Genomic DNA, 23,374 nt, shown 5'->3' on the forward strand with positions numbered 1-23,374 from the left:
ACTGCGTGAAAGCGCCGCTGCGTCCGCCTAGAGCACGAACTACGTTCTGGGACTGGCGATTACACAGGAAGTGCCACCCTTTCGTCGAGTGCTAGCGTGACCCGGTGCGACGTGGTGGCCGGGCGAACGCGTCTGAGTAGGAGGTCACAGGCGAGACTCTTCGGCGAACCTCCGCCGAGCGCAGCGCGGACCTGAAGAGCCCTCCGATCACGCCGGCGAGTTGGTCGGGACGGCCGATGGTCGCATGCGCGGTGCTGCCGAACACACGTCGCAGCGAGAGCACGTCGGTGCCGGCGCCGATCGTCAGGCACACACAACCGGTCCCCCGGCGGCGGGCCTCCGACAACGCACGGCGCGCATCGGCGGCACCGTAGGCCCGCTCGTAGCCGTGGTCGTACGCCAGTCCGTCCGACAGCACTACCAACAGTCGCCGTGCCGTCCCACCGCGTGCCTCCAGGACCGTCGAACCATGCCGGATCGCCGCACCAAGCCGCGAGTACGCCCCGGGTTCCAGGCTGTTGAGCCGCCGCATCACCCGGGTGTCGAAATGATCGTCGAACCGTTTGACTGGCACCATGCTCACCGCGCCGCGACCCTGCGAGTAGTACGCATACATCGCCACCCGATCACCCAGATCATGCAGCGCTACAGCAAGATTGGCGATGGCCGTCCGCTGTTGCTCGTGCACGGTGCGCCCCACCGTTCCGGGCTCGGCCGCCGACCCGGACACGTCGAGCAGCAACAGCACCGACAGGTCACGGCGGCGCCTCAGGCTATCGAGATAGACGGACTCGTCCGGCGCCGACCCGGCCCGCACCTCGACCCGCGCTTCGACCGCCGCGTCGACGTCGATGTCGTCACCCTGCCATTGCCGAGCCCGGCGGTGCAGCCCCATGCCGAGTCGGGCCAGTGGGCGCCGGACACCGATGGCGTCGTCGATCGCCTGCGTCGCAGAGGCTTTGGTCCTGGGCTCCACCTCACGCACGGTGCACCAGTTGGACCGGTAGCGCCTGCGCGTAGCGTCCCATTCGGGATATCTCGCGCCGTCGGCCTGGGCATCGTGGATGCGATCCTCCTCGCTAGAGGTCACTGCCAGCGACGAGACCGCCTGGGCACCGCGATTGCCCGAGTTAGTTCGATGGGTGGGAGTGTCCGCACCCGGCGGCCCGCCCCCCGTCCCGGTTTTTCGCGCCGACGACAGCATCTTCTTGAGCCACTTACCGATGAACCCACCCCCACCGACCGGACTGGTGAACATGTCGGGGTCATTGGAGTCGTCGATGTCGTCGTCGTCCAACTCCTCGCGTTCGGTTGCGTCTCGTGACCTGCGGGGAATGTGCTGTGGATTCGCCTGATTCTGTTGCTTGTCCGCTCGGGCGCAGGCGGCCAGCACTTTCGAGGCGCGGATCACGCCGTACTCCGGCGCCGGGTCGTCGATGGTCGTCCGCCCCTCGGCGAGGCGCAGCGATGCGGCCGGGGATTCGCTGCGGCCGGGGATCTCGCGAGCTGCCAACGGCGCCAGGATGTTCGGCAGCAGGGCGGCGTTGACGCTCAACGCACGACCGGCCTCGACTGCCAAATACCGTTTGGCCAGTCGCGGGTGGCGGACCAGCGGCCGGATAACCCCCGCGTCCAGGCTGCCGGCCGCGATCAACGATGCCTGCACCGCAACGGCTTGCAAGGCTGCGAGTTTCGTGCCGGCCCCACCGGAACCAGGTACATAGATGCTCTGGCCGTCGGTCCACGAGGGCTCACCCGGCGGCAGGTACCTCACAGCCACCGCTCGACCGGCGAGTGCGGAGGCGAACATGGCGAGTATCTGGTCACCTGCAGGGACGTCGCCCACTCAACACCTCCCCACCCGGCCCCCGTTGACCAAATATCTGTTCCACCGTAGAGTCCAGCCGTCGGCCAGTCAATCGGACCAAGTCGGCGCCAATTGATCAAATATCTGTTCCAACGTAGAGTCGGCGTGGCCGCAGATCATCCCGTGAGGTCGAATAGAAAACGTGGACTTCTCATATCCGGCGGAGGTGGAGCGCTTCCGCGATGAGCTGCGTACCTGGCTGTCGGCGAACCTGACCGACGAATTGCGCGCCGCCCGCCGACCGTCTGCCCGCGACGATGCCACCTTCGACAAGCTACGCAAGTGGGACGCGACCGCCGCTGACGCCGGATGGGGTGCGGTGTCCTGGCCCCGAGAGTACGGTGGCCGAGGCGCGACGGTGCTCGAACAGCTGGTCTTCACCGAGGAGACCACCCGAGCGCGAGCACCCCTACCGCTCAACGTCATCGGGATGAACAACATCGCGCCGGCCATCATGCAGTACGGCACGGAACAGCAGAAGACGACACTGCTACCCCGCATGATGCGTGCCGACGACATTTGGTGCCAAGGCATGTCGGAGCCCGACGCGGGGTCGGATCTGGCCGCGCTGCGCACCAAGGCGGTGCGGGATGGCGACGACTTCGTCGTCAACGGCCAGAAGATCTGGACTTCGCTGGGCCACCGGGCGAATTGGTGTCAACTGTATGTGCGCACCGACCCGGACGCCCCCAAGCACAAAGGCATCTCTTGTCTGATCGTGGACATGAGCCGGCCCGGCATCGACGCCCGTCCCCTGGTCACACTCAACGGCGACTCGGACTTCGCCGAAGTCTTCTTCAACGACGTTCGGGTACCCGTCGGCGCACTACTCGGTCCGCTCAACGGCGGCTGGCAAGTTGCCACCACCACATTGAGCCACGAGCGGGCCGGCGCCGCCCGGCTGTACGCGGAGTTACATGTTCGACTTGATGAATTGGTGGCCGACTTCGCTGCCGCGGACGCCTCGGGGAGCATTCTCGATGACCCGGTTGTGCTACGCCGTCTCGGCGAGCTCGGCGTCCGGATCAAGTATCTGGAAGTGCTTTGCCAGCGGTCGATCTCGGCGACACTGCACGGCGGCGACCCACTCGGGTCGGCCAGCCTGGCCAAGACGGTATGGGGCGAGATCGGCCAAGATCTGTCCGCACTCGCATTCGACGTGCTGGGCAACCACGGCGGCCATTGGGCTGACTACCGGCTTTCGTCGCGGTCGCTGACCATCGCCGGCGGCACGAGTCAGATCAACAAGAACATCACCGCACAGCGCGTCCTGGGACTGCCGCGAAAATGAACCTCGAACTCACCGACGAGCAGATCGCCCTGCGAGACACGGTTCGCCGCTTTCTGGCTGAGAAGGCATCGATTTCGGCGCATGTGCGCCCGCTGCTCGACGATCCGACCGGCACCACCGAACAGGTTTGGCGCGGCCTCGCCGACCTTGGGACCACCGGTCTGCTGGTGCCCGACGAACACGGCGGTGCCGGCATGACGATGGTCGAAGCGGGCGTCGTCGCCGAAGAGCTCGGCGGCGCGCTACACCCAGGCCCGTGGCTGTCGACCGCGGTGGCCGCGGTGCGGACCCTGACCCGGGTGGGCGGTGAACCAGCCGCGCAGATCCTCGCGCAGATTGCCGAAGGCACCACGATCGCGACCGTCGTGGGTCTGGGTGCGCGGCCGGCCACGGTGTCGTCCGGTAACGCGGGGCCTCAGTTATCTTCGCCGCCGCTGACGGTCCCCGACGCGGCCGCCGCCGACGTGCTGCTGGTGCTCGCCGAAGATGGCGACGCCATCGGATTGTGGGCGGTCCAGCCCCCCTTCCCCGGCACCTCGGTGACACCCGAGTGCGGAATCGACAAGACCCGCAAGCAATTTCGCGTCGAGTTCACTGATGCCAATGCACAGCACCTCGGCATGGTGACGCCCGACGACGTCGACGCCGTAGTCGACGATATGCTCATCGCGACGGCCGCCGACGCACTCGGCGCCGCCGGCGCCGTGCTTAACATGGCCGTCGAATATGCCAAGAGCCGAAAGCAATTCGGGGCGCCCATCGGATCTTTCCAGGCCATCGGGCACCTGTGCGTCGATATGTACGAGACGGTGGAGCTGGCCCGCAGCGGCGTGGTCCACGCGCTGTGGGCAGCCGACTCGTGCCCAATCGAGCGACACTCAGCAGCATTGCGGGCCAAGGCATTCGCAGGACGGCTGGCCACGGTCGGCGACACCGCGATCCAGGTTTTTGGCGGCATCGGTTACACCTGGGAGCACGATGCGCACCTTTACCTCAAACGACTGCTGAGCTGGAGCGCATTGCTCGGCGGACCCGACCGCTATCTCACCGAGGTGGGTGCGCAACTCGCCAGGAAGGGGCGGCGATGATCGATTTCACTGACCAGGTCGCTATCGTCACCGGCGCCGGACGCGGTCTCGGGCGCCTGTACGCAATGGAATTGGCCCGGCGGGGTGCTGCCGTCGTCGTCAACGATCTCGGCGGAACCATGCACGGCGAAGGCGCCGACACCTCCGTCGCCGATGAGGTCGTCGCCGAAATCCGGGCGGCCGGGGGCACCGCTGTCGCGTCGTACGACTCGGTGGCCAGCCCCGAGGGCGGCGAGGCGATCGTGGCCGCGGCGGTGCAGAACTTCGGCCGCCTCGACGCGGTGGTGAGCAACGCCGGGATCTTCAACAGCATCCCGTTCGACGAACTGTCCGCCGACGACTGGCGCCGCATGCACACCGTCCATCTTGACGGCGGGTTCTACCTCAGCCAGCCGGCCTACCGGCTGATGAAGGCGCAGCAGCACGGCCGGTTCGTGTTCGTTTCGTCCTCCGCCGGGATGTTCGGGCAGCCGCTGGAAGCCCACTACGCCGCCGCTAAAGCCGGCCTGGTGGGTCTGTCAAATGTCATCGCGATCGAGGGCGCCGAACATGGCATCCTGTCCAACACGGTGTTGCCGTTCGGTGTCTCTCGCATGGTGACCGAAACCCTCGGAGATCCGAAAGCCGTTGAACAGATCGGGTTTCTGAACATGATCAAACCCGAGCTGGTCGTTCCAATCGTCGCATTCCTCGCCAGCCGGGACTGCCAATTCACCCACCAGAACTACTCGGCCTGCGCCGGGCGGTTCGCCCGAGTCTTCGTAGGCCTCGGCCAGGGTTGGTTTGCCGAGGCTGGCAGTGAACCGACCGCCGACGACATACTGGCCCATCTCTGTGAAATCTCGGCAACTGAGCCGTTCACCGTGCCCGACTCGATCTTCGACGAAGTCTTTTCAATCGCCTCGCAGCTCGGCGTCACCACCTGACCCCCACCACCAAGCAGCCAGACAATGGACATCGCCTATCTGCTGAGCGCCACCCGGTCAGCGCGCAAATCACTCGACCTGAGCGCGCCCGTCGACCTCGCCGATATCCGCGACTGCCTGCAGATTGGATTGCAGGCAGCCAACGGGTCGAATCAGCAGAACTGGCGTTGGCTGGTCGTCACCGATCACGCGCTTCGCGAGGAGATCGCGCAGCTCTTCCGCGAGGCGTATTTGCGCCGCGTCGGCGGGCAGTTCCTCGCCGGGTTGCTGCCAGCCGGCACCCCGGAGGCGCGGCTGATGTCGTCGACCGAGTGGCTGGTCGAACACCTAGCCCGGATACCGGCGCTAGTAATCCCTTGCTACCAGCCGTATTTGCCGCGTATCGACGGGGATGAGTCGTTCCATCTGGCGACGCTGTACGGTTCCATCTTCCCAGCAGTGTGGAACTTTCAGCTGGCCCTGCACACCCGCGGATACGGGACGTGCATCACTACCTTGCACCTGCACCACGAAACCGCCGTCGGCGAGTTGCTCGGCATTCCATCGACGTATGTGCAAGGCTGCCTCCTACCCGTCGGCCGGCTGCGTGCCGGGCACACCTTCCACCCCGCACCCCGGGTGCCCGTCGAGCAGGTAGTCACCCTGGACCGCTGGACCGGGCCACCCATCTAAGATTGTGTGTCCAGGCGTACGCACGTCCTTAACCAGCGCGTTTGTCGCGGTCAGTCTGATAGCCTCTAACAAAGATTTGGTTCGGCAGGAGGACGGGATTCGCATGGTGCAATCGCTGCGGTCCTCCGGAGCGGCGACCCACCCGCTATGACCGACAGCGCAATCGAAAGCGGCACCCGCCGCACCGAGATCCTCGAGACCGCCGCCGCGCTGATCGCCACGTCGGGGCTGCGCACCTCGCTGCAGGAAATCGCCGATGCGGCAGGCATTCTCCCGGGCAGCCTCTATCACCACTTCGAGTCCAAAGAAGCCATCCTGGTCGAGCTGATCCGCCGCTACCAGGCCGACCTGGACCACGTCGGGCAAAGCGCCCAGGCCCGCCTCGACGAGCCGGACCCCCGCCCCCCCGCCGAGAAGGTCATCGAGTTGGGGCAGGCGATCGCCAACTGCGCCGTGCGGCATCGCGCGGCACTGCAGATGTCGTTCTACGAGGGACCGAGCGCCGATCCCGAGCTGATGCAACTGACGCAACAGCGCCCCGTCGCGATGCAGGAGGCGATGCTGCAGACGCTGCGCGTCGCCAGGTGGAGCGGCTACATCAAGGCCGACGTGGACCTGCCCATCCTGGCCGACCGGATCTGCCAGACGATGCTGCAGGTCGGACTGGACGTCATGCGGGCCAACTCCTCGGCCGATCAGGTGGCCGCCCTGTTGTGCCGGATCATGTTGCAGGGGTTGGCTTCTCGTCCTCCCACCGACCGGGCGCTGGACCGGTCCAAGGCGTTCGCCGCAGCGAGTGCGGTCATCGAATCCTGGGCCGACGACAGCGAGGCCGACCCCAGCGACAAAGCGGCGCATCTGCGCGCGGTCGCGCGTACCGAGTTCGGTCGCAAGGGCTATGAGGTCACCACCATCCGTGACATCGCGTCTGCGGCCGGTCTGGGCACCGGGACTGTTTACCGGGTGATCGGCTCCAAAGACGAACTGCTGGCCTCGATCATGCGCTCGTTCGGCCAGAAGGTCGAAGCGGGGTGGGTCGACGTGCTGCGCTCGGATGCGACGCCGATCGAGAAACTCGACGCCTTGAGTTGGGTCAACGTCAACGCGCTGGACCAGTTTTCGGACGAATTCCGCATTCAGCTCGCCTGGATGCGCCAGTCACCGCCGCGCGACACGGTAAACCCAGGCTGGTCGTACACTACCCGATTGCGACAGATGAAATCGCTTCTCTCCGAAGGCATTCGATCCGAGGAGATACGGGCCGACACCGGCTCCATCACCATGCTGGCCCGGTGCATCATCGGCATGCAGTGGATACCGGAGAACATCCTGCGTGAAGTGGGCACCCGAACGTCGTTGTTGCTGGCGCGGGACACAGTCTTGCGCGGCGTGGCGGTACGCGGCAAATAGCCGTCACCGGGCCAAACAGATGGTCCGATGCCCGGCGCGTAACGTCGGAATTGTGAAGCGCATTATCGTCATCGGCGGCCACGGAAAGGTCGCGCTGCAGCTGGCCCGGATCCTAACCCAGCGCGGCGACCAAGTGACCTCGGTGTTCCGCAATCCCGAACACGCCGACGACGTCGCCGCCACCGGTGCCAAACCTGTCACCGCAGACATCGAGCAACTCGGCACCGATGCGCTGGCCAAGCTGCTGTCCGGTCACGACGCGGTCGTCTTCTCGGCCGGGGCGGGCGGCGGCGACCGGGCCCGGACTTACGCCGTCGACCGCGACGCGGCGATCCGGACGGTCGACGCGGCAACACAGGTAAACGTCAGGCGCTTCGTAATGGTGTCGTACTTCGGCGCGGGCCCGGACCACGGCGTGCCGCCGGAGGATTCGTTCTTCGCCTACGCAGAGGCGAAGGCCGCCGCCGATGCCCACCTGCGCGCGAGCGATCTCGATTGGACCGTACTCGGGCCGGGTCGGCTCACGCTGGACGCCGGCACCGGCCGCGTCGAAGTGGACCGAGCAAAGGGCGAGGTCGCCCGGGCCGACGTCGCGGCGGTCGTCGCCGCCACCCTGCAGGACGACTCGACGATCGCGCGGACCATCAACTTCAACAACGGCGACGTTCCCATCGCCGAGGCATTGGCAACCGGATAACAACTCACCCGCAGCGCAAGCGAGGTGGCGGCTCTGCTCGAGCAGTGGCGATGGTGCTGCGCGATTCCCGTCCGGACGGCGTCGCAGAGTAGCCTGATTCCCGCAGCTGGTCTGCCGTCGCCGTAGGCGCCGGCATCGAGTGAGGCAAACCCAGCCTCGCAAGAGGGAACCCGGTGAGAATCCGGGACTGTCCCGCAGCGGTATGCAGGAACGACCGCCGTCACACAGCACTGGTCCCCCGGGACCGGGAAGCGACGGCCATTAGAAACCGCCGTCAAGGCGCACGCCTGCGAGTCCGAAGACCTGCCAGTTGTGCCGGACGCGCCGCGTCCGGCGGCTCATCGCCTCGTGGAATGGGCGTTTGGCCGATGCTGTTGCGGTTAATGCACTGCGCTGTTGCCGCCGCGACGCGATCGGTTGCGCGTCCGCGGGTGGTGACCACACCGTCGATTGAAGGACCGCAAGTGACCGCACCCGCCAATTCTCCGAAGTTCACCGCAACCATTACCGGATCACCCCGTATCGGTCCGCGCCGCGAACTCAAACGCGCCACCGAGGGCTACTGGGCCGGCCGCACCAGCCGCTCCGACCTGGAGTCAGTCGCAGCCACGCTGCGCCGCGACACCTGGACGGAACTGGCCGCAGCCGGCCTGGACTCGGTGCCGGTGAACACCTTCTCCTACTACGACCAGATGCTCGACACCGCGGTGTTGTTGGGCGCGCTGCCCGCCCGGGTGCAGGGGATCTCCGACGACCTGGACCGCTATTTCGCGGCCGCGCGCGGCAACGACGAGGTCGCGCCGCTGGAGATGACCAAGTGGTTCGACACCAACTACCACTACCTGGTTCCCGAGATCGGGCCGTCGACCCGATTTGCGCTCAACCCCGACAAGGTGCTCTCCGAACTCAAGGAGGCCACCGAGCTGGGTGTGCCCGCTCGTCCCGTCATCATCGGGCCGGTCACGTTCCTGCTGCTCAGCAAGGCCGTCGACGGCGGCGGCGCACCAATCGAACGACTTAAGGAACTGGTGCCGATCTACACCGAACTGCTGTCACTGATCGCCGACAGCGGCGCGCAGTGGGTTCAGTTCGACGAGCCGGCGCTGGTCACCGACATTTCGCCCGATGCGCCCGCGCTGGCCGAGGCCGTGTACACCGCGCTGGGCGCGGCTGGGAACCGTCCCGCGATCCATGTCGCCACCTATTTCGGCAACCCGGGCGCTTCGCTGGCGGGCCTGGCCCGCACACCGGTCGAGGCGATCGGGGTCGACCTCGTCTATGGCGCCGACACCGCGCTCGCCGCCGTTCCCGAGCTGGCCGGCAAGACGCTGGTGGCCGGAATCGTCGACGGCCGCAACATCTGGCGCACCGACCTGCAGGCCGCGCTGGCCAAGCTGGCGACGCTGCTGGGGTTGGCCGGATCCGTGGCAGTGTCGACGTCCTGCTCCACCTTGCACGTCCCGTACTCGCTCGAGCCGGAGACCGACCTGGACGATGCATTGCGCAGCTGGCTGGCATTTGGCGCCGAAAAGGTGCGCGAAGTGGTCGTTTTGGCGCGTGCCTTGCGTGACGGTCGCGAGTCGGTTGCCGACGAGATCGCCGCGTCCAACGCCGCGGTGGCCTCCCGCACGCGCGACCCGCGCCTACACAACGACCAGGTCCGGGCCCGGATCGACTCGATTTTAGCGTCCGGCGCGCACCGCGGCGACGCCGCCCAGCGCCGCGCCAGCCAGGACGAACGCCTGCATCTGCCGTCGCTGCCGACCACGACCATCGGGTCGTTCCCGCAGACCGTGGACATCCGTAAAGCCCGCGCGGCGCTGGTTGCGGGGGAGATCGACGAGGCCGAGTACACCCGCCGGATGCGGCATGAGATCGCCGAGGTGATCAAGCTGCAGGAGCGGCTGGGCCTGGACGTGCTGGTGCACGGCGAGCCGGAACGCAACGACATGGTGCAGTACTTCGCCGAACAGCTGGAGGGCTTCTTCGCCACCAAGAACGGCTGGGTGCAGTCCTACGGCAGCCGCTGCGTGCGCCCGCCGATCCTCTACGGCGACGTCACCCGTCAGCACCCGATGACGGTGGAGTGGGCCAAGTACGCGCAGTCGCTCACCGACAAGCCGGTGAAGGGCATGCTGACTGGTCCGGTCACCATCCTGGCGTGGTCGTTCGTCCGCGCCGACCAGCCGCTGGCCGACACCGCAAACCAAGTGGCACTTGCGATTCGGGACGAGACGGTGGACCTGCAGGCCGCGGGCATCGCCGTCATTCAGGTCGACGAGCCCGCGCTGCGGGAGCTGTTGCCGCTGCGTCGCGCCGACCAGGACGACTATTTGCGCTGGGCGGTGGGCGCGTTCCGGTTGGCCACCTCCGGTGTCGCCGACTCGACCCAGATTCACACCCACTTGTGCTATTCGGAGTTCGGCGACGTGATCGGCGCGATCGCCGACCTTGACGCCGACGTTACCTCCATCGAGGCGGCGCGGTCACACATGGAGGTGCTCGACGACCTGAACGCGATCGGCTTCTCCAACAGCGTCGGGCCGGGTGTCTACGACATCCACTCGCCGCGGGTACCTAGCACCGAGGAGATGGCCACCTCGCTGCAGGCTGCATTGAAAGCCGTTCCAGCGGAACGCCTTTGGGTTAACCCCGATTGCGGCCTGAAAACCCGCAACACCGACCAGGTGACAGCGTCGCTGAAGAACATGGTCGCCGCCGCCCAGGAGGTCCGCGCCGGCGTCTAGCCCGTCGCCTACCCCCGCGAGCAGACGCAAAAGCACGCGACACGCCGTCGAAAAGAGTGCTTTTGCGTCTGCTCGCGCTACGACGAGAGCACCTCGACAGGAACGTTGTCGTCCCAAGGCTGCCGCGTCACCATGTCGGCGACCCGCACATAGCCTCGCTCGAATTCGCCTGTGGCAGCGTCGACCAACCGATAGCGCTGGGTCTGCCGGTGGATCGGCTGGGCGTCGAGCAGCACCACCCGCACCTCGCCAGGTTCGAACTGGCAGCGCCGCTGCAGGGCCGCTATTAACTGCTCGTTGTGCATATGGCCGTCGCCGAAATTCCACCCGATGGCGGTGCTACAGATCCGCTCCCCGTCGGTGATGACGTAGTCGTCCTCGCTGTGCCCGGCCATTGCGCGGTGCGCCAGGGTGAACAGCGCTCGCCCGTGAGTATTCATGGCGCGGAACGCATATCCGAGGTACATCGGGATCTGCGCGCGGTCCTTGCCGTAGAAGCGCTCCAGCTGGGCCTGCGGCATGCTGGCGATCGCGATGACGCCGCGACTGATCTTGTCGGCCGCCGACGGCTTGATGCACCACAACGTGGTGTCCCAGTTGCCGGCGTAGTACCGCATGCCCGGCAGGAACGAGATCTTGCGTGGGAACATGTTGCCCAGGATCACGATCCCCACCAAAAGGGTGAACAGAATCGCCACCGGCGCAAGGTGTTTGACGTCGCTGATGCCGAGGCAGGCATGACCAACGAACAGCGACAGCACCCCGAAGATCATGAACACATTCCACTCCAGCGGCACCCCCATCGGAATCGCAGTGAGGATGCCCAGGTGGAAGCACACCATCACAATCGCGGCGACCGTGGTCGGCCAACCACCATGGGAGAAGAACAAGGCCAGCGGCACGAACATCTCGATGAACGTGCTGACATGTGCGAACAGCCGGGACAGCAGGCCGGGCCGCAGATCGTCGGGGAACTGCTCGAAGAACATCCGCTTGATGAAGCGGGGCCGGAACAGCGGGTTGTTCGACATCATCGTGGAGATGACGAACGGGAAGTGCTTGTTCAGTTTTGACGTCGCCGCGCCCATCCAGATCACCAGGAACACCAACTTGGCGGCGACGATCATGTCCGGCGCACCGAACAGGAACGTCACCGTCAGCGACCCGTAGACCTCGCCGCGGGCAGCCAGAAAGATCACCTTGTCGCGCAGCCCCGCGGCACCCAACACCAACAGGATCGCGACGATCTGCCACGTCGGTAACACTCCGACCGTGCTGCCCAACTCCGGCATCGGGCCGCTGCCGTCGGTGAACAATGCCGTCACGAGCAGGATCAGCAGCAACGCATAGAGCGCCACATCCAGCGGCTTGCGCTTGGTGCCGTAGGTCATTGGGACGCGGTCCGGCCAGGGTGGCAGCCGGATAGTGCCGAACCTCAGCCAGTACAAGATCGAGCCCATTGGCGGAAAAAAACGGTTGTTCAGCGGTCCGAACCCGCAGCCCAGACCGACCACTTCGAACAACATCGTGTACAGCACAACCTTTTCGAAGACGATCGGCTCGGCGTACCAGGCTGCGACATTGGTGAAGCCGTCTATCCCCTTGGTGCTCAGCACGATTAGCCAGGCGAACAGGATGTAGAGCAGGATCTTGCCGACGTAGAACAAGTGCATCACCACCGGTGTGCCGAAGCCCACCTCGGCCCAGTGCCGGGCCATCGGGCGAATCTTGTCGGCCCTGGTGCCCTTGCTCCATTCCTCGATGTCGACCTCTGGCAGTTGGGGCTTGAGGAATCCCATGGTTTGACACACTAGAACGTGTTCTAGCGCCGGGGCGAGTTCTACACCGACATTCCTTTGTCAGCTGCTCCGACCGGGGATACCGTAAGTGCACGACGCTTAGGGACGACTTAGGAAGGGGACGCCATGCGCCGAATTCGCAATTCCATGTTGCTCCTCGCCGCTGGCTCGATCGCGTTTGCGACCGGCACGGGTACGGCCCACGCCCAACCGCCCTCCGTGGGTGATTCGTGTACCACCCTGCACGCCACCACCAAGGACGCCAGCGGCCAGACGATGTGGTGCAACCCGACCATGACCGGGAATCACAGCCTGGTGTGGCAGTACGGCGGCCCGGGCTAAACCGTCTACGACGGAGCACCGGGGGGAAGAAACGGCAGTCGCGCCGGGCAGCCCTTGCGCGCGAGACCGAGCAGCGCACCGACATCGAGGTGACGTTCGACCAGATCGCCGAGCAGGTCCAGGCGTCCCTCGCGCGCAGCCGAAAAGGATGTGCCCGATGACAATCCGAGCGTCTCGCGCAAGAACGCCGCGCGGAAGCCGTCGTCTTCCAGCGAGCCGTGCCACATCGTGCCGAACACCGCGCCGTCACGCGAGCCACCGAGGAACTCTTCGACCGCACCGCCGCGGGTGACCCTGCCGTGGTGGATCTCGTATCCCGAAGCCGGCACGCCCAGCCCTTCGCCATGCGGCAGCCGCAGCACCTTGTCGGCACCAAAGGTTGTCTCCACATCGAGAAGTCCCAAACCGTCGATCTGCCCGGGTGGCCCCTCGACGCCGGCCGGGTCACGGATAAGCCGGCCCAGCATCTGAAACCCGCCGCAGACGCCGAGCACCGGCTTGCCCGCCTTTGCATGCGCCAATACCGCGCGATCCAGTCCTCGCGCCCGCAGCCACGACAGGTCCGCGATGGTGGCCCGAGTGCCGGGCAGCACGATCAGGTCGGCGTCGTCGAGCGTGCGCGGATTGGCGGCGAACACTACGTCCAGTTCGGGTTCGAGTCCCAGCGCGTCGACGTCGGTGAAGTTGCTGATCCTGGGCAGGCGCACAACAGCGACCCGGCGAGCCGCGCTACCGGAAGCACGGCGGCCCTTGAGGTCCAGGGCATCCTCGGAGTCCAGCCAAAGGTCGGGGCGCCAGGGCAAGGTCCCGTAGACCCGGCGTCCGGTGAGCCGCTCCAGCTCGCGCAGACCCGGCGCCAGCAGTTCGAGGTCGCCGCGGAATTTGTTGACCACGAAGCCCGCGATCAGCGCCTGATCCTGCGCGGACAACAGTGCGACGGTGCCCAGGAACGCGGCGAACACCCCGCCGCGGTCGATGTCCCCCACCACCACGGTCGGCAGCGCAGCGTGCCGAGCCAGCCCCATATTCACATAATCGCCTGCGCGCAAGTTGATTTCGGCTGGACTGCCGGCACCTTCGGCGACGACGACGTCGTAGCGGGCGGCGAGGTCGTCGAACGCCCGGTGCGCAGCCTCGCCCAGGGCTCGTCGACCCTCGAACCAGTCCGCCGAATCCAGCTCTCCGTAGGCCCTGCCCATTAACACCACATGGCTGCGCTGGTCGCTGCCCGGTTTGAGCAGCACCGGGTTCATCGACACCTCGGGTGTCGCCCTGGCCGCGAGCGCCTGCACCCATTGCGCACGGCCGATTTCCGCGCCTTCGCCGTCTGGGCCGCGACAGACCATCGAGTTGTTGGACATGTTCTGGGCCTTGAACGGAGCCACTTTCACCCCGCGCCGGGCCAACGCACGACATAACCCCGCGGTCACGGTGCTCTTGCCCGCGTCGCTCGTGGTTCCTGCGACCAGCAGACCCGCCATCAACATGAGCATGCCACTGCCCGCCAGCGCGCCCCGAAGCCGACCGGCAACAAAGAAGGTCCGACACGGCCGCGAGTAAGTAGACTTAAAACCCTGTGTCGAGGCCGCAGGGGGTAGCCGGGTGATCGGCGAATCGTAGCGAAGGAGCGTATGTCATGACTTTGCGAGTAGTCCCCGAGGGATTGGCCGGCGCAAGCGCCGCGGTTGAGGCCCTGGCTGCGCGCTTGGCCGCCGCACATGCCGCCGCGGCTCCGCTGGTCACCGCGGTGGTGCCGCCAGCCGCGGATCCGGTGTCTTTGCAGACCGCCGCCGGTTTCAGCGCCAAGGGCGAGGAACACGCCGCCGTTGCGGCACAGGGCGTCGAAGAGCTGGCGCGCGCGGGCGTAGGAGTCGGGACCGCGGGCACGGGTTACCTCGCCGGTGATGCTGCGGCGGCGACGACCTACAGCGTCATCTAGCCAGTGCACGTCAATCAAATGAGAGAGGAACAGTTATGAGTTTGTTGGATGCTCATATTCCGCAGTTGGTGTCGTCGCAGGCGGCGTTTGGTGCCAAGGCGGGTTTGATGCGGCACACGATTGGCCAGGCCGAGCAGGCGGCGATGTCGGCGCAGGCGTTTCACCAGGGTGAGTCGGCGGCGGCGTTTCAGGCTGCGCATGCGCGTTTTGTGGAGGTCGCGGCGCGGGTGAACACGTTGCTGGACATCGCGCAGGCGAACCTCGGTGATGCCGCCGGTACTTATGTGGCTGCCGATGCCGCGGCCGCGTCGACTTACACCGGTTTTTGAGCCGGTTCGCTTCTAGGGAGGATCAGATATGTCGCAGATTATGTACAACTACCCGGCGATGCTGGCGCACGCTGGGGATATGGCGGGTTATGCGGGCACGATGACGGGGTTGGGTGCCGACATCTCTGCTGAGCAGGCCGCGCTGCAGGGTGCGTGGCAGGGTGATACCGGGTTGACGTATCAGGCGTGGCAGGTGCAGTGGAATCAGGCCATGGCGGATCTGGTGCGTGCGTATCAGTCGATGGCCAGCACCCACGAAGCCAACACGATGGCGATGATGGCCCGCGACCAAGCTGAAGCCGCCAAGTGGGGCGGCTAGAACCTCAAATCAGTTCGGGCGACCAGTAGTCGAGCATCTCCGCGAAGGTCTCGAAGGCCGGCGCTGAAACACCGTAGGTCGCCTCGAGGTGAATGCTCAACGGGAAGCCGAGTGGGACCACCCCGTCGATGACCCGCTTGTACAGGTCGAACAAAAGTCGCCGCTTCGCCGCACGCTCGCTGCCAGCCAACCGCTTGACGAAGGCCTGTTCCTGCGCCACCAGCGCGTTACCCGGGTCCTGGATCAGCCAACCGATCAGTCCGACTTGGGATTCCATCTTCGGGACGAAGCCGAAGGATAGAAGTACCTCCGGACGGTGATCGGTTTTCTTCGCAAATTCGGTGAGAAAATCGACAATCGCGTCGGAATACAACAGCTGGGTCATCCCGTAGGTCGCGCCCTGGTTGCATTTGAACAGAAGCCGGTCTTGTTCGCCTTCGCGCGTGGGAATCACGATGACGCCCCGGTTGGGAACCAGCCCACGATAGATCGACAGCGCGTCGGTAGGCGCGATCCCGGCACCCTCCCCGTCGCCCATCGTGCGGGGTACCCCGACGAAGACGATGCCCTCCATCCCCGCGGCGACCAGATCGGACAAACGCTCCCGCAACGGCAGCTCTTCGGTGAACGCGGTCACCTGGGTGCACAAACCCCTCACGCCCGGGATCTGCGACTGGATGATCGAAAAGAATTCCAGCACATCGAGTTTCGGTACGATCAGGACCGGCCGATCATCGTCCTCTTCGATCAGGCCCGGGATCATAACGTGTCGGATCCGGTCGGTGAGGCCGAACTCCGCCGCATACCGCAGCACCTTCGCCGCGTCCTCGACCGCACGCGGGATGCCGCCGTCTAGGTTCGGCGGCACCAACTCCAGCGCCACCGTGTTCAGTGTCACGGATCAAGCACCACCAACAGGTCGCCACCTTCGACCTGGGCGGTGCCGGAAACCGCGACCCGGGCCACCTTGCCGGCTGCGGGTGCGGTCACGGCCGCTTCCATCTTCATCGCTTCGATGGTGGCGATGGTCTGGCCGGCTTCGACGTCGTCGTCGACGTCCACACTGACGGTCACGACTCCGGCGAACGGGGCGGCCACGTGACCAGGATTGTTGCGCTCGGCCTTCTCGGCGGTAGGCACCTCTGCGGCAATGCTGCGATCACGCACCAACACGGGACGCAGCTGCCCGTTGATGATGCACATGACGGTGCGCATGCCGCGCTCGTCGGGATCCGAGATGGCTTCCAGCCCGATCAAAAGCTCTACGCCACGTTCCAATTTGACCCGATGCTCTTCTCCGTACCGCAATCCGTAGAAGAACTGGTTGGCACTTAGCCGAGAGGTGTCCCCGTACTTTTCGCGGTGTACCTCGAATTCTCTGCTGGGCCCGGGAAAGAGTAGGCGATTCAGCGTGGCTTGGCGCGTAGCGCCAGGCACACGCAACGAACACTTGTCGTCGGCAGACACCGGCTGCTCTACCTTGGCTGCCGCGCGTCCACGTAACGCTTTGGTGCGCAACGGCTCCGGCCATCCACCGGCGGGATCTCCGAGTTCACCGCGCAGGAAGCCGATGACCGAGTCTGGAATGTCGTAGCGCGCCGGGTCTTTGGCGAAGTCTTCTGCGGTGATCCCGGCGCCCACCAAAGCCAGCGCCAGATCACCCACCACCTTGCTGGACGGAGTAACTTTTATCAACCGGCCAAGGATGGAATCAGCCCCGGCATAGGCATTTTCGATCTCTTCGAACCGGTCTCCCAATCCCAGCGCGATGGCCTGTTGACGAAGATTCGACAACTGGCCGCCCGGGATCTCGTGATGGTAGACCCGCCCCGTCGGTGCCGGTAGGCCAGATTCGAACGGCGCGTATACCTTCCGCAGTGCCTCCCAGTAGGGTTCGAGGGCGCATACCGCGTCCAACGACAAGCCGGTGTGGTAGCGGGTATTTGCAGCGGCCGCCACGATCGAGGACAGTGCGGGCTGGCTCGTGGTCCCGGCCAGCGGGGCCGCGGCCCCGTCCACCGCGTCCGCTCCGGCCTGCCATGCCGCCAGGTAGGTGGCGAGTTGCCCTCCCGGAGTGTCGTGGGTGTGCACGTGCACCGGTAGGTCGAACCTCGACTTGAGTGCGCCGACCAGGGCGCTCGCCGCGGGTGCCCGCAGCAGACCGGCCATGTCCTTGATGGCCAGCACGTGCGCACCCGCGGTGACAATCTGCTCGGCCAGCTTGAGGTAATAGTCGAGGGTGTAGATGCTTTCGGCGGGATCGCTCAAGTCGCCCGTGTAGGACATCGCGACCTCGGCGACCGCGGTGCCGGTCGCACGTACCGCGTCGATGGCCGGCCGCATCGAATCGACATTGTTGAGTGCGTCGAAAACTCGGAAGATGTCGATTCCGGTGCGGGTCGCCTCCTCGACGAAAGCGGTGGTGACAATCTCGGGATAAGGCGTGTACCCCACCGTGTTGCGGCCCCGCAGCAGCATCTGTAAACAGATGTTCGGCATCGCCTCGCGCAGGTCGGCCAGACGCTGCCAGGGGTCCTCTTTCAAAAACCGCAGCGCCACATCGTAGGTGGCCCCGCCCCAACACTCCACCGACAGCAACTGCGGCATCATCCGCGCCACGTAAGGTGCCACCTTGACCAGGCCGGTGGTACGAATCCTGGTGGCCAACAACGATTGATGGGCGTCGCGAAACGTCGTGTCGGTTACCCCGACGGCGTCGGATTCCCGCATCCACTGCGCGAACCCCTCCGGGCCCAATTCCGTCAAACGCTGCTTGGACCCAGCCGGTGGCGGCGCCATCAGATCCAGCTGCGGCAGCTTGTCGTGCGGGTACATCGTCGATGGTCGCGGTCCGTGCGGCTGGTTGACCGTCACGTCGGCCAGGTAGTCCAGTATCTTGGTGCCCCGGTCAGCGCTGATGTGCCCGGTCAGTAACTGAGGTCGTTGCTCAATGAACGATGTAGTCACCCGTCCCGCAACAAAATCGGGATCATCCAGCACCGCTTGAAGGAACGAGGTGTTTGTCGTGACACCGCGAATCCGGAACTCGGCGACCGCGCGGCGTGCCCTACGCACCGCCACCGCGAAGTCGGACCCGCGGCAGGTCAGCTTCACCAGCATCGAATCAAAATGCGGGGACACGTCGGCCCCTAAGTGCGTGGCATCGTCCAGCCGGATGCCGGCGCCGCCCGGGGTGCGGTATGCGGCAATCCGTCCGGTGTCGAGCCGGAATCCGTTGCCAGGATCCTCGGTGGTGATCCTGCACTGCAACGCGGCACCGTGCGCAACGATCGACGCTTGACTCAATCCAAGATCACGCAGGGTTGCACCGGAGGCGATCCGCAGTTGGCTGGATACCAGGTCGACGTCGGTGATCTCCTCGGTCACCGTGTGTTCCACCTGGATCCGTGGATTCATTTCGATGAACGCGTAGTTGCCGCGCTCGTCGAGCAGGAACTCCACGGTGCCCGCGCAGGCGTAGCCGATGTGCCGGGCAAATGCCACCGCATCGGCGCAAATCCGCTCGCGCAGTGCGGGGTCCAGGTTTGGCGCAGGCGCCAGCTCGATGACCTTCTGGTGACGGCGCTGCACGCTACAGTCGCGCTCGTAGAGGTGGATGACGTCGCCGGTGGCATCGGCCAGGATCTGCACCTCGATATGTCGTGGATTAATTACCGCCTGTTCGAGAAACACGGTCGGATCGCCGAATGCGGACTCGGCTTCCCGTGATGCCGCCTCGATGGCTTCCCGCAGATCCGTGGCGTCGGTCACCCGCCGCATCCCCCGGCCACCGCCCCCCGCGACCGCCTTGACAAACAGGGGGAACCGCATCGTGGCAGCGGCCGCCACCAGTTCCTCGACTGAGCATGACGATTCCGAAGACGCGAGCACGGGCAGACCTGCTTCCCGTGCCGCGGCCACCGCGCGAGCCTTGTCTCCCGTCAGCTCGAGCACCGATACCGAGGGTCCGACGAAGGTGATACCGGCCGCCTGGCACGCCGCCGCCAAGTCCGGATTCTCCGAGAGGAATCCGTAACCCGGGTAGATCGCGTCCGCACCACAAGCCCGGGCCGTCGCAACTATCTCGGCGACGTTGAGGTAGGCCCGAACGGGATGGCCTGGTTCGCCTATCTGGTAAGACTCGTCGGCCTTGGATCGGTGTGCCGAGTTGCGATCTTCGACCGGGTAGACCGCCACAGTGCCGATACCGAGCTCGTAGGCCGCGCGGAACGCCCGGATCGCAATCTCGCCGCGGTTAGCGACCAGAACTTTCGAAATCACTAGTGGTCACTGGCCATTCGATCAGCGGGTCGGCGTGAGCGCACGTTGCGGCGGTCCGACGTACTCGCTCAGCGGACGAATCAGCGCGTTCGAAGCGGTCTGCTCGATGATGTGGGCAGTCCACCCGGTGATCCGGCTCATCACGAAAATCGGTGTGAAGCAACCGATGTCGAATCCCATCAAGTAATAGGCCGGCCCAGTCGGAAAGTCCAGGTTGGGCTTGATCCCGTTGGCGGCCGCCATGCCCTGCTCCAGGTTGTTGTAGATGTCCAGCCACCGCTGGCCGTCACGCGCCGCGGCAACACGTTCCAGAGCCTTCTTCATGGTCGGCACCCGAGAGTCGCCGTTCTTGTAAACGCGGTGGCCAAAGCCCATGATCTTCTCCTTGCGGGAGATTTTGCCCCGCAGCCACTCCGAGGCCCGGTCGGCCGTGCCGATTTCGAGCATGTCATGCATCACCGCTTCATTGGCCCCACCGTGCAGCGGACCCTTGAGTGCACCGATCGCAGCGGTAACCGCGCTGTAGATGTCGGACTGGGTGGACGTGACCACCCGAGCGGCGAAGGTGGACGCATTGAAGCTGTGTTCGGCGTAGAGCACCATGGACTGCTCGAAGGCGTCCACGATCACCTGCTCGGGCACATCGCCGAAGCACATGTGCAGGAAGTTCTGCGCGTAGCTCATATGGCTGTGAGGCGCAATGGGTTCCAGGCCGCGCCGGCGGCGCATGTCGGCGGCGACGATGGTGGGCAGCACCGCATACATGCGCAGCGACTTGGCGTAATTCGCCTCCACGCTGCTGTCCTCTTCTTCGGCGTCTTCGGCGCCCAGGTAGCTGATCACGGTGCGCACCACATCCATCGGATGGCAGGTGTCGGGCTGCTTGGCGATCAGCGACAGCATGGACCGGTTCAACCGGCGGTTGGCGCGTTCCCGTTGGGTGAACAGGGCCAGCTGCTGATCGTTGGGCAGCTCACCGTGCCATAGCAGATACGCCACCTGCTCGAAGCTGCAGTTCACGGCCAGATCCTGGACCGCGTAGCCGCGGTAGGTCAGGGAGTTGGTCTCTGGCACCACCTTGGAAATGGCGGTGGTGTCCACCACGACGCCGGCCAGCCCTTTGAAAATCCGTGGTCCCTCTTGGATGCTGCTCATGACGTGACTCCTTGCAGGGTGAAGTTGTAGATGTCGGAATCGAATTGGTTGTAGTCGGAGTAGCGCAGCAGCTCATAGAGGCGACTGCGCGGCTGCATCCGGTCCAGCACACCGGATTGTGTTCCGGTGTCTGCGATTTCCCGCAGACCGATCTCGACGGCGTGCATCGCCAGTCGCAACGTGGTCACCGGGTAAATCACCAGGTTGTAGCCGATATCGGAAAGCTGTGCGGCCGTCAGCAACTCCGACTTTCCGAATTCCGTCATGTTCGCCAGCAACGGCGTGTCAACGGCATCGCGGAATTGTTCGAAGTCGGTGGGTGTATGCAGAGCCTCGGTGAAGATCAGGTCGGCGCCGGCGTCGGCATAGGCCTTGGCCCGGTCGATCGCTGCGGGTATTCCTTCGATACCGGCGGCGTCGGTGCGGGCACAGATGATGAAATTCGGGTCACGCCTTGCAGATACGGCGGCCCTCAATCGCTTGACCATCTCGCCGGTCGACACCACCGCTTTGCCATCAAGATGTCCACAGCGCTTGGGGTTGACCTGGTCTTCTAGATGACACCCCGCCAATCCCGCATCCTCCAGCACGGTCACGGTGCGCGCGGCGCTCATCGGCTCGCCGAACCCAGTGTCGGCGTCGATCAGAGTGGGTAGGTCGGTTGCACCGGCTACTTGCGCACCGCGCGCACCCACCTCGGTCAACGTGGTCAGCCCGATGTCCGGCAAGCCGAGGTCCGCCGAGAGCACCGCCCCGGACACGTATACCCCGTCGAATCGCAGTTCGGCGACCAGCTTGGCAACCAGAGGTGAGAATGCCCCCGGGAATCGCTGCAGCCGACCACTTTCCAGTGCTCTGCGGAACTTGGCACGCTTCTGGGCAGCGGGCACCTCGCTGCCGATCAGCCCGCTCATCCGAAGATCCCCGCCGGAATGCTCGGCGCCTTGGCCAGCACCTGAGGTGCGATCACCGGGTTGAGGGCACCGAGAGCTCCGGGCTCCAACGCGGAAAGGTCTTCGACCACCCCCAGGAACCGCTGCTGCTCGGCCTCATCGAGCACGCCTTCGGCCAGCTCGGTGAATTTGGCCGCGTACTGCTTGCGCTCAAAGGGTCTGGCACCCAACGGGTGCGCATCGGCGACGGCGATCTCGTCGACGATCGCCTCACCGCTCTTCAGGGTGATCTCGGCGCGAGCGCCGAAGGCCTTCTCCGCAGGGTCGGTCGAGTGGTAACGACGGGTCCATTCCGGATCTTCGCGGGTGGAGATCTTGTGCCACAACTCGACGGTGTCGGGTCGGTGCGCCCGCTGTGGTGTGTAGGAGCGTTCGTGATGCCAGGTGCCGTCCTGCAGGGCGACCGCGAAGATGTACATCACCGAGTGGTCGAGCGTTTCCCGCGACGCGTCCGGGTCCATCTTCTGGGGGTCGCCCGCACCGGTTCCGATTACGTAGTGGGTGTGGTGGCTGGTGTGCAGCACAATCGAGGCGATCTGATCCAGGTTCCCGATCCGTTCGCGCAGCCGGCGGGCAAGGTCGATCAGCGCTTGACTCTGGTACTCCGCGGAGTGCTCCTTGGTGTAGCTATCCAGGATCGCGCGCTTGGGCTCGCCCGGTTCGGGCAACGGCACCTGATAGGTGTGCTCGGGTCCGGACAGCAGCCAGGCGATCACACCGTCCTCACCCTCCCAGATGGGCGCGGGGGCGCCCTCGCCGCGCATGGCGCGGTCGACGGCTTCGATGCCGACCTTGCCGGCCCAGGCGGGGGCGAAGGCTTTCCAGCTCGAGATCAGGCCCTTGCGCGACTGTCGGGTTGACGTAGTCAGGTGCAGCGCCTGCCCGATCGCGTTGTAGATGGTCTCCTTGTCCAGGCGCAGCATGGTGCCCAGGCCCGCGGCGACCGATGGACCCAGATGCGCGACATGGTCGATCTTGTGCTCGTGCAGGCAGATTCCCTTGACCAAGTCGATCTGGACTTCGTAGGCGGTAGCCAGGCCGCGAATCAAGTCCGCGCCCGAAAGCGCGAGGTGCTGGGCGACGGCAACCAGGGGCGGGATGTTGTCGCCTGGGTGGGAGTATTCCGCCGCCAAAAAGGTGTCGTGGAAATCCAATTCGCGAACCGCGACGCCGTTGGCCCAAGCCGCCCATTCGGGCGAGTAGTCGCCTGTCACGCCGAAAACCTTGGCGCCCTTGACCGATACCGGGTGTGCCAGTGCCTGCGCGCGGGCGACGGCGACCGGACGGCGGAGCACCGAGGCCGCCGATACCGCAGCGTTGTCGATAATGCGGTTGATCACCATCGCCTCGGTGTCCGCCGGCACCGCCACTGGGTCTGCGGCTACCTCGGCGATCTTCCAGGCCAGGTGCTGGGCACGGGGAAAGTCGTCGGCGCTGCGCCGGGCTCGAACGTCGTGATTACGCATATCTCGCACCGTACGCAGCCTCGACACTGGCGTAAATGCGTTGCAACGGCGTAATTTTGTGTCCTTGATCCACCATTTTTGCGAACTTTGCGA

At 65.4% G+C, this 23,374-nt stretch carries 19 protein-coding genes and 1 riboswitch; of the genes, 11 read left to right on the forward strand and 8 right to left on the reverse strand.

All coding sequences use genetic code 11. The annotated features are described in order from the left end of the window. Positions 1 to 91: 91 nt before the first annotated feature. The gene (locus tag H0P51_RS22005) at positions 92 to 1,846 is read right to left on the reverse strand and encodes a nitric oxide reductase activation protein NorD (RefSeq protein ID WP_425488902.1); all 1,755 of its coding nucleotides are present in this window, start codon (positions 1,844 to 1,846) and stop codon (positions 92 to 94) included. Between the two features lie 163 nt (positions 1,847 to 2,009). On the opposite strand from H0P51_RS22005, the gene H0P51_RS22010 reads away from it, so the two are divergent. The 7 genes from H0P51_RS22010 (at position 2,010) to metE (ending at position 10,698) form a co-directional block, all read left to right on the forward strand. Beyond that, entirely contained in the window at positions 2,010 to 3,158 is a 1,149-nt protein-coding gene (locus H0P51_RS22010; protein WP_180914976.1) for an acyl-CoA dehydrogenase family protein, read from the forward strand. After that, positions 3,155 to 4,246 carry an acyl-CoA dehydrogenase family protein gene (locus H0P51_RS22015; protein WP_180914977.1) on the forward strand — a complete coding sequence of 364 codons (1,092 nt, stop codon included), beginning with the start codon at positions 3,155 to 3,157 and terminating at the stop codon, positions 4,244 to 4,246. Before H0P51_RS22010 ends, H0P51_RS22015 begins: the two co-directional genes overlap by 4 nt. Further along, positions 4,243 to 5,172, forward strand: a complete 930-nt coding sequence (locus H0P51_RS22020; RefSeq protein WP_180914978.1) for an SDR family NAD(P)-dependent oxidoreductase — start codon at positions 4,243 to 4,245, stop codon at positions 5,170 to 5,172. The genes H0P51_RS22015 and H0P51_RS22020 overlap by 4 nt, the downstream gene beginning before the upstream one ends. 24 nt (positions 5,173 to 5,196) lie before the next feature. Beyond that, entirely contained in the window at positions 5,197 to 5,844 is a 648-nt protein-coding gene (locus tag H0P51_RS22025; RefSeq protein ID WP_180914979.1) for a nitroreductase family protein, read from the forward strand. 147 nt (positions 5,845 to 5,991) lie between these two features. Further along, positions 5,992 to 7,254 (forward strand): TetR/AcrR family transcriptional regulator, encoded by a 1,263-nt coding sequence (locus tag H0P51_RS22030; RefSeq protein WP_180914980.1) that lies wholly within the window; start codon positions 5,992 to 5,994, stop codon positions 7,252 to 7,254. Positions 7,255 to 7,318: 64 nt separating this feature from the next. Then, on the forward strand, positions 7,319 to 7,951 hold the full coding sequence (locus tag H0P51_RS22035) for an NAD(P)H-binding protein (RefSeq protein WP_425489087.1): 633 nt from the start codon (positions 7,319 to 7,321) through the stop codon (positions 7,949 to 7,951). 90 nt (positions 7,952 to 8,041) lie between these two features. After that, positions 8,042 to 8,276: riboswitch (cobalamin riboswitch) on the forward strand. A 109-nt stretch (positions 8,277 to 8,385) separates the two neighbouring features. Continuing rightward, complete coding sequence (gene metE / locus H0P51_RS22040; RefSeq protein WP_425489088.1) at positions 8,386 to 10,698, forward strand: 5-methyltetrahydropteroyltriglutamate--homocysteine S-methyltransferase; 2,313 nt, start codon at positions 8,386 to 8,388, stop codon at positions 10,696 to 10,698. A 77-nt stretch (positions 10,699 to 10,775) separates the two neighbouring features. Here the strand turns inward: metE and H0P51_RS22045 are convergent, their stop codons facing one another. Further along, the gene (locus H0P51_RS22045; protein ID WP_180914982.1) at positions 10,776 to 12,497 is read right to left on the reverse strand and encodes a DUF3556 domain-containing protein; all 1,722 of its coding nucleotides are present in this window, start codon (positions 12,495 to 12,497) and stop codon (positions 10,776 to 10,778) included. A 126-nt stretch (positions 12,498 to 12,623) separates the two neighbouring features. On the opposite strand from H0P51_RS22045, the gene H0P51_RS22050 reads away from it, so the two are divergent. Continuing rightward, entirely contained in the window at positions 12,624 to 12,839 is a 216-nt protein-coding gene (locus H0P51_RS22050; protein WP_180914983.1) for a hypothetical protein, read from the forward strand. A 5-nt stretch (positions 12,840 to 12,844) separates the two neighbouring features. Here H0P51_RS22050 and H0P51_RS22055 read toward each other — a convergent pair whose 3' ends face one another. Then, positions 12,845 to 14,320, reverse strand: coding sequence for a cobyric acid synthase (locus H0P51_RS22055; protein WP_180914984.1), 1,476 nt, complete (start codon positions 14,318 to 14,320; stop codon positions 12,845 to 12,847). 155 nt (positions 14,321 to 14,475) lie between these two features. On the opposite strand from H0P51_RS22055, the gene H0P51_RS22060 reads away from it, so the two are divergent. From H0P51_RS22060 to H0P51_RS22070, 3 genes are read left to right on the forward strand one after another with little or no spacing between them, the layout of a single operon-like run. Continuing rightward, a complete protein-coding gene (locus H0P51_RS22060) occupies positions 14,476 to 14,778 on the forward strand; it encodes a PE family protein (RefSeq protein ID WP_180914985.1) in 303 nt (100 codons plus the stop codon). Positions 14,779 to 14,813: 35 nt separating this feature from the next. Continuing rightward, on the forward strand, positions 14,814 to 15,107 hold the full coding sequence (gene esxG / locus H0P51_RS22065; protein WP_180914986.1) for a type VII secretion system protein EsxG: 294 nt from the start codon (positions 14,814 to 14,816) through the stop codon (positions 15,105 to 15,107). Positions 15,108 to 15,135: 28 nt separating this feature from the next. Next, positions 15,136 to 15,426 (forward strand): WXG100 family type VII secretion target, encoded by a 291-nt coding sequence (locus tag H0P51_RS22070; protein ID WP_180914987.1) that lies wholly within the window; start codon positions 15,136 to 15,138, stop codon positions 15,424 to 15,426. 4 nt (positions 15,427 to 15,430) lie between these two features. Here the strand turns inward: H0P51_RS22070 and H0P51_RS22075 are convergent, their stop codons facing one another. The 5 genes from H0P51_RS22075 to prpD are packed head-to-tail and all read right to left on the reverse strand — an operon-like array spanning position 15,431 to position 23,281. Continuing rightward, on the reverse strand, positions 15,431 to 16,324 hold the full coding sequence (locus H0P51_RS22075; RefSeq protein WP_180914988.1) for a mycobacterial-type methylenetetrahydrofolate reductase: 894 nt from the start codon (positions 16,322 to 16,324) through the stop codon (positions 15,431 to 15,433). After that, the gene (locus tag H0P51_RS22080; RefSeq protein ID WP_180914989.1) at positions 16,321 to 19,707 is read right to left on the reverse strand and encodes a pyruvate carboxylase; all 3,387 of its coding nucleotides are present in this window, start codon (positions 19,705 to 19,707) and stop codon (positions 16,321 to 16,323) included. Before H0P51_RS22080 ends, H0P51_RS22075 begins: the two co-directional genes overlap by 4 nt. A gap of 21 nt (positions 19,708 to 19,728) precedes the next feature. Continuing rightward, positions 19,729 to 20,862: a bifunctional 2-methylcitrate synthase/citrate synthase gene (locus tag H0P51_RS22085; RefSeq protein WP_180914990.1), complete on the reverse strand. Its 1,134-nt coding sequence runs from the start codon at positions 20,860 to 20,862 to the stop codon at positions 19,729 to 19,731. Next, positions 20,859 to 21,776: a methylisocitrate lyase gene (prpB, locus tag H0P51_RS22090; RefSeq protein WP_180914991.1), complete on the reverse strand. Its 918-nt coding sequence runs from the start codon at positions 21,774 to 21,776 to the stop codon at positions 20,859 to 20,861. The genes H0P51_RS22085 and prpB overlap by 4 nt, the downstream gene beginning before the upstream one ends. Then, on the reverse strand, positions 21,773 to 23,281 hold the full coding sequence (gene prpD, locus H0P51_RS22095) for a 2-methylcitrate dehydratase PrpD (protein ID WP_180914992.1): 1,509 nt from the start codon (positions 23,279 to 23,281) through the stop codon (positions 21,773 to 21,775). The genes prpB and prpD overlap by 4 nt, the downstream gene beginning before the upstream one ends. Positions 23,282 to 23,374: the final 93 nt, after the last annotated feature.

This window comes from Mycobacterium vicinigordonae (assembly GCF_013466425.1).
Lineage (GTDB): Bacteria > Actinomycetota > Actinomycetes > Mycobacteriales > Mycobacteriaceae > Mycobacterium > Mycobacterium vicinigordonae.

Coding starts and splice junctions, on each gene's coding strand:
- H0P51_RS22050 (WP_180914983.1), top strand. CDS start 12,624: ATGCGCCGAATTCGCAATTCCATGTTGCTCCTCGCCGCTGGCTCGATC.
- H0P51_RS22060 (WP_180914985.1), top strand. CDS start 14,476: ATGACTTTGCGAGTAGTCCCCGAGGGATTGGCCGGCGCAAGCGCCGCG.
- H0P51_RS22015 (WP_180914977.1), top strand. CDS start 3,155: ATGAACCTCGAACTCACCGACGAGCAGATCGCCCTGCGAGACACGGTT.
- H0P51_RS22025 (WP_180914979.1), top strand. CDS start 5,197: ATGGACATCGCCTATCTGCTGAGCGCCACCCGGTCAGCGCGCAAATCA.
- H0P51_RS22030 (WP_180914980.1), top strand. CDS start 5,992: ATGACCGACAGCGCAATCGAAAGCGGCACCCGCCGCACCGAGATCCTC.
- prpB (WP_180914991.1), bottom strand. CDS start 21,776: ATGAGCGGGCTGATCGGCAGCGAGGTGCCCGCTGCCCAGAAGCGTGCC.
- H0P51_RS22055 (WP_180914984.1), bottom strand. CDS start 14,320: ATGGCGGGTCTGCTGGTCGCAGGAACCACGAGCGACGCGGGCAAGAGC.
- esxG (WP_180914986.1), top strand. CDS start 14,814: ATGAGTTTGTTGGATGCTCATATTCCGCAGTTGGTGTCGTCGCAGGCG.
- H0P51_RS22085 (WP_180914990.1), bottom strand. CDS start 20,862: ATGAGCAGCATCCAAGAGGGACCACGGATTTTCAAAGGGCTGGCCGGC.
- H0P51_RS22020 (WP_180914978.1), top strand. CDS start 4,243: ATGATCGATTTCACTGACCAGGTCGCTATCGTCACCGGCGCCGGACGC.
- H0P51_RS22070 (WP_180914987.1), top strand. CDS start 15,136: ATGTCGCAGATTATGTACAACTACCCGGCGATGCTGGCGCACGCTGGG.
- prpD (WP_180914992.1), bottom strand. CDS start 23,281: ATGCGTAATCACGACGTTCGAGCCCGGCGCAGCGCCGACGACTTTCCC.
- H0P51_RS22045 (WP_180914982.1), bottom strand. CDS start 12,497: ATGGGATTCCTCAAGCCCCAACTGCCAGAGGTCGACATCGAGGAATGG.